This window comes from Bradyrhizobium sp. (assembly GCF_016462955.1).
Classification (GTDB): Bacteria; Pseudomonadota; Alphaproteobacteria; order Rhizobiales; family Xanthobacteraceae; genus Bradyrhizobium.
Window position 1 is genome coordinate 1 of record NZ_JAEMSD010000719.1, and the last position, 1,985, is coordinate 1,985.

Annotated in this window: 1 protein-coding gene; it reads left to right on the forward strand. The window is 63.1% G+C overall.

All coding sequences use genetic code 11. The features are described from left to right. Window positions 1-1,615: alkaline phosphatase family protein (locus tag JHD07_RS37355; protein ID WP_291631302.1), on the forward strand; the 1,615-nt coding region annotated here is incomplete at its 5' end. Between the last annotated feature and the right edge of the window lie 370 nt (window positions 1,616-1,985).

Consider the following 1,985-nt stretch of genomic DNA (forward strand, 5'->3'; position numbering starts at 1 on the left):
TCTCTGGATCATGTGCGACCAGCTTCGCTACGACTATCTCGGCTGCACCGGCCATCCCACGCTGAAGACGCCGAACATCGACGCCATGGCCAAGCGCGGCGTGCTGTTCGCCAAGGCCTATGTGCAATCGCCGATCTGCGGCCCGTCGCGGATGTCATTCTATACCGGCCGCTACATGCGCTCGCACGGCTCGCACTGGAACGGCTGGCCGCTGCGCGTCGGCGAGCCCACGCTCGGCGATCACCTCAAGAAAATCGGCGTGCGCAACGTGCTGGTCGGCAAGACCCACATGGCGCCTGATATCGAAGGCATGAAGGCGCTCGGCATTCCCCCGGAATCGGTCATCGGCGTCCACGTGGCCGAATGCGGCTTCGAGCCTTACGAACGCGACGACGGCCTGCATCCGACCGGGCGGCCGCGGCCGAAATACGACGAATATCTGCGAAAGCAGGGCTTTGACGCACCCAATCCCTGGGAGCATTGGGCCAATTCAGGCACGGCCGACGATGGCTCGCTGCAGAACGGCTGGCTGCTGGTGCATGCCGACAAGGCCGCGCGCGTGCCGGACGAGCATTCCGAGACGCCCTACATGACGCGGCGCGCGATGGATTTCATCAGCGAGGCCGAAACCGACGGCCGCCCGTGGTGCCTGCATCTGTCCTACATCAAGCCGCACTGGCCCTACATCGCGCCTGAGCCTTACGCCAGCATGTATTCGACCGACGACATGATCCCGGTGATCCGCTCGGAACGCGAGCGGCAGAATCCGCATCCGGTGTTCGGCGCCTATATGGACATGCGCTACTCCCGCAACATGGCGCGCGACGATGCCCGCGAAAAGGTGATCCCGACCTATATGGGCCTGATCACCCAGATCGACGACCAGATGGGCGTGCTGATGAAATTCCTGGAGGAACGCGATCTCCTGGACACCACGATGATCGTGTTCACCAGCGATCACGGCGATTATCTCGGCGATCATTGGATGGGCGAAAAGGATCTGTTCCACGAACAGTCAGCGAAGATCCCGCTGATCGTCATCGACCCTTCGCAGGAGGCCGACGCCACGCGCGGCACCCGCAGCGATGCGCTGGTCGAGGCGATCGATCTCGCGCCGACCTTCGTCGACTATTTCGGCGGCAAGGTGCCTGACCATGTCCTCGAAGGACGTTCGCTGTTGCCATTGCTGCGCGGCGAGACGCCGAGCGATTGGCGCAAGGTGGCGTTCTCCGAATACGACTACGCCATGCAGGACGTGCGGCTTAAGCTGAACCAGCCGATCGAGCGCTGTCGCCTGTTCATGGTGTTCGACGGTCGCTGGAAATACATCCACGCCTCCGGCTTCCGTCCGATGCTGTACGACCTCGAAACCGACCCGGAGGAATATCTGGATCGCGGCGACGACCCTGATTGCGCCGGCATCATCGCACGATTGCAGGCCGAGCTGTTCGATTGGGCGCTGCACCCGAACGGCCACATCACGACGCCGCGCGAGAAGATCGCCGCCTATGCGGACAACCAGCTCCAGGTGAAGGGCGGCATCCTGATCGGCATCTGGGACGAGAAAGAGCTCGCGGCGATCAAGGACGGCATCGCACAACGCGCGAAGATGTAACAGTTGCTCCTCATGGTGAGGAGACGCGCAGCGCCGTCTCGAACCATGCAGGCCCAGCTGCGTCAGCCGGGCCTTTCATCCTTCGAGACGCGCGCAAAAGCGCGCTCCTCAGGATGAGGTGATGGAGGGCGCGCGTCTCTCTCAACTCGTCATGCCCGGGCTTGACCCGGGCATCCACGTCTTCCCGCGATTGCTGGCGCACGTGGATGGCCGGGACAAGCCCGGCCATGACGACGGAGCATTTGGCGCGAGCGGGGCTCTAATTCTCGATCTTGTATCCCGTCGCCTTCACGACGGGCTGCCACAGCGCGATATTCGCGGCGAGCTCCTTCGTCAATCCTTCCGACGTCGACCCGACAGGGATCATCCC